This is a genomic window from uncultured Capnocytophaga sp. (assembly GCF_938029845.1).
GTDB lineage: Bacteria > Bacteroidota > Bacteroidia > Flavobacteriales > Flavobacteriaceae > Capnocytophaga.
The window spans coordinates 1-3863 of record NZ_CALHGG010000152.1; the positions used below are offsets into that span (position 1 = coordinate 1).

2 protein-coding genes are annotated in these 3863 nt (G+C 36.8%); both read left to right on the forward strand.

Annotated features, from left to right (window positions below):
* The first annotated feature begins 106 nt into the window (after positions 1-106).
* Entirely contained in the window at positions 107-2272 is a 2166-nt protein-coding gene (locus Q0625_RS11330) for a phage baseplate assembly protein V (RefSeq protein WP_298827310.1), read from the forward strand.
* 3 nt (positions 2273-2275) lie between these two features.
* Positions 2276-3649: a hypothetical protein gene (locus Q0625_RS11335; protein ID WP_298827312.1), complete on the forward strand. Its 1374-nt coding sequence runs from the start codon at positions 2276-2278 to the stop codon at positions 3647-3649.
* The last annotated feature ends 214 nt before the right edge of the window (positions 3650-3863 follow it).

The window sequence follows — 3863 nt, forward strand, 5'->3', positions numbered from 1 at the left end:
TCCACACACGATGCTGGGTGGATGGTTTCCTAAAACATCTTTTAAAAGCAGTGGTTTTTTATAACCACTGCTTTTCTATTTTATAAATTTATAAAAAAACATTCGTATGACATCAGAGATAAATAAAAAAACTACCCTTCCTAATGCTGAAGATTTAGTAGCCCCTGCTACTGATGTGGTAGCTGAGCAGATGGGAGACGATGTAAAGAAAGCAAAAGAGACAGTCAATCAAGGGAGAGAGTACGTGTCCGAGGGGTTTAAATATATGAATGAAGCCAAAGCCGCTAAAAATGCTTTGCCTACTCAAAATACCCATTCTCCTGCTCCAATAGCAGCTACTCCCAAAAAAGAAGTGACTACCCCTGAAGCTGACCCTACAGCTTCAGAGTCCTCTTATGTCAGCCCCCCACCAAGCACTTCTGAGAATATCCAAAAGAGTGAAATCACAGGACAAAACAATATTACCAATATTAAAATAGCCATTGAAGGAGGGGTAAATATAACCAAATACAAACATTTTTCTCTCTCTCAATCAGCTGTAGAACACCATAGTTTTTTACTAGTATTAGATTATGATTCATTAGGTAAAGCAGAAAATCACCAGATGGAACATATAAAGAATCTATTAGGTAAGCGTATTACTATCACTTTCTTTTATAGAGGTGAAATGAAAGATGTGCCTGAAAGAAACTTTGTAGGGGTTATTACCAATGTAAGCTTTAGCAGAGAAAGAAACAATCAAGGAAGCATTGTATTAACGGGGAAAAGTCCTACGATATTGTTAGATGCTGCCCCTCACACACAAAGTTTTGGAGGGAAACAAGTAATCGCTTTAAAATCTGTAGTAGAACAAACTATCAAAGAAGGTTTAGGTTCTAACTTTTCTTTTAGGGTAGAACCCGCTTATAGTAATGTTACTTATCTGTGTCAATACGAAGAAACCCACTATAATTTCTTAGCTCGTGTAGCCGAAACCTACGGAGAACAATTCTTCTATGATGGAGAGAAATTGCATTTCGGCAAACTGCCTACCCCTGAGGCTCCTATCAAACTGATGTTTGGTAAAAATGTAGATGAGATAGATATACAGATGAGAACCTTACATATCAATCGCTCGTTTTATGGTTATAATAGCGGAGATGATAAGGCTTTAACCAGCAAAGAAACTCCTATAGAACACAAATCGTCACTGGCAAAAGATGCTTTTGAAATTTCAAAGAATACATTTAAGACAGCATCTCTGCAAGTAGCTCCTATGAAAGCTCTTACAGGTAGTGATATACAAACGGCACAAAAGAGCACCATAGGAAGCATTGCTACCCAAGTGTTTATTACCTCTGGGAAAACATCAGTTCCTTTCCTCTACCCAGGTTGTGTGGTGGAAATGGAAATGTATGACTCTATCAATAAGGAGGCTAACTACTTAACCAAGTTGATGATTACTCAAGTGAATCATACATTAGACTCTATTGGAAACTATGTAGGAATATTTGAAGCCATTGCTTCTGATACAGGATTCTTACCTCGCCCTGTTTTCAAAACTCCTATAGCAGAACCTCAAACAGCTACGGTAGTAGATAATAAAGACAGTAAAGGACGTGTACAGGTGCGTTTTGATTGGCAACAAGGCTCTACAGAATGGATACGTGTGATGACTCCTGATGCAGGAGGTAGTGAGAAAGTGAGCAAAAACAGAGGTTTTGTAGCTATCCCCGAAATAGGCGACCAAGTGATGGTAGGTTTTATCCATAATCACCCCGACAGACCTTATGTAATGGGTAGTCTTTTCCACGGAAAAGTGGGTGGAGGCGGAGGAACTGGCAATAATGTAAAAAGCCTTAGCAGTAAAAGCGGACATACCATTGAACTCAATGATGGAGGAGGTATTACTATCAAAGATAAAACAGGAAGTAATCTCATCACTTTAGATGGTACCAACAAAATTACAATAGGTGCTATAGACAATATAACTTTGGGCACAGGGGATTCCTCTATTTCTTTAAGTAAGGATGGTACAATCCGAATTAGCGGAAAAAACATTTCAATAAGCGGAAGTTCTCTAATAGAACAAGCTGCAGGAGATTCTAATAAAATAGCAATAAGTTCAGAAGAAGGAGGTAGTATTGGAGTAAGTTCTAAAGATATCAAATTGATAGGAGGTGAAACCTCATCAGTAAGTGCAAAGAACACAACTATAGAAGGAAAAGCAAAAGCAACAGTAACCTCAAGTGGGCCTACTTCTGTGCAAGGAAGTATCCTAAAATTAAATTAGAAAATGGCATCAAACCCTATTGAACAACGTATTGAGCAAATAGTATACGAGTGGGATATTTCAAAAACAGACTCCCAAGCTCGTGTGGTGCGTATACTCTCTCAAAGAGATGAGCAGGATATAGTAGATACTTTCTTTACTTATATGATTGCTACGGATACTGATATTATGGATATTGCTTTCCATTTCGATGCAATGTATACCAATGATGAAGAATATACTAAATCTCTGTTAGAGGAATTAAAAGAAACTATCACCATTTGGAATACAAATCAAAAAGAGGTAGGAGAAGACGAACAGGAAACTTCCGAAAAAATTGATTGGGAAGTAGATTACAATATAGGAAAAGAAATGGGATGGGCAGGTGTTTTTACTGCTAATTTCAATAAATTAGCCGAAGCACTCCATCTCTTAGAAGGCAATTATACAGTAGCTATTCTTAAAAACACCAACAAAAGCAAAAACTTTATCCAATGGCTTTTTAAGTGTCTTGACTATGGCATTAGTGAAAAAGTACGTTTCCTTGTAACTGATATCGTGAACAGACCTGTTTTTGATAGCTTAAGCAAGGAAGGCAAACAAAAAGTTTATACAATTTTTCTAAACTTAAATATGCCTTTGGCTATGCAACAAATTACTTCAATGCTTCCTCCTGATGAGCCCTCTGTCAAATACCGTAAGGCTTTTATAAGTATGACTAAGGCTATAGAAGAAGAAAAAGAGAGTGAAGCCGAAAAGTATGGAGAGGTATGTATTGCTGAAGCTCAAAACTTATTGAGTAAAGACCCTTATTGGCTCACTCAATTAGTGGTAGTTTATACCATTTTGTCTAATGATAAAATGCGTTATAAAAAAGACAAAGAAGTTTTAGAATATGCTGATAAAGCTGTCGCCACTGCTGTTATCGCTGAAAGTCAATTGGAAAAATCAGTATCTCAAGCGCTCCTTGCACAAACCTTACTATATAGAGGAACTATCTATTATATTAAAGAAAAATGGGAAAACTCATATACTGATTATCTTACAGCCTATGAACTTTACTTGCAATCAGATAACCCTATCTTATTGATTGAGGCAGCAAGAATGTTGGCTAATGCAGGCTTTCACTGTAACAAAACCAAAGAAGCAATGGAGGCTTTAAAAGTAGCTGTTTCATTAGGAAAAGTTTTAAGCAAAGAGGCAGCTTTTGGTTCTTCTTACCGTATAGCAGTGGATACATTTATGGAAAAGAACTATGAAAAGTATCTTAGCTATGATGAGATAGAAGCTATCTGCGAACCTCTATTTGGTAAACAGTGGAGAGAGATTGTATCAAGTTGGAAAAAGGTCTCTGATGAGGAAACTTTAAATAAAATGGCTGAACAATGGGATAGATAAGTCACTATTTAGGGCGTGATATAAGACACACGTTATTGGCTTTTTCACAGGGATACTCTTTATAGTTATAGGACTTTATTTCTCCTATATAGCCTTACATACAAGGGACAATAAATAATAACACACAAAATTAACAAAAGATGTCAAACAACAACTATTTAAAGAAGATATTCAAGAAGGACGGAGAGGACTCCATAGCCGATGCAGGTAGTAC